Source organism: Gilvimarinus gilvus, assembly GCF_030518155.1.
Taxonomy (GTDB): domain Bacteria; phylum Pseudomonadota; class Gammaproteobacteria; order Pseudomonadales; family Cellvibrionaceae; genus Gilvimarinus; species Gilvimarinus gilvus.
In genome coordinates, this window is the sequence record NZ_JAULRU010000139.1 from 1 (window position 1) to 487 (window position 487).

Annotated in this window: 1 protein-coding gene; it reads right to left on the reverse strand. The window is 64.9% G+C overall.

The features are described from left to right. Nucleotides 1-487 (reverse strand): LysR substrate-binding domain-containing protein (locus QWI17_RS00850; RefSeq protein WP_302720595.1); only part of this gene is annotated, 487 nt, incomplete at both ends.

A 487-nucleotide genomic window follows, 5' to 3' on the forward strand; every position in this document is an offset into this window, starting at 1 on the left:
CGGCCAGGATCGCCGGCAGCGTACTGAATTGCGGCACCGACAACACCACCTGGCGTTCGCGCCCCAACTCCTTGAGCCAGTCATCGACTACACCGTGGGTATTGGCCGTAGGCGAGACCTGAACGTGCGGGCGGGCGCAGAACTCATCCAACGTCAACGCCCTGGTGGATTTGTCGGCGCGCACCACCCTGGCCTGCATGCTGCGCAATACCTTGCGCTTGGCATTGGCCGGCAGGCCCCGGGTCTGGCTGATGCCGACCGTGACGTCACCCGCCGCCAGCAAGTCGGGAATGCGCCAGTAATCCACGTGCTGCACGACCACCACCACGTTCGGCGCCTCGACCCGCAGCGCCCGCAACAACGGCGGCAACAGCCCGGACTCGACGTCATCGGACAAACCGATGCGAAAGGTCATCTTGCTGGAAAGTGGGTCGAAGTCGTGGGTCAGGCTAAGGGCCACAGACATCGCATCCAGGGCCGGGGTGAG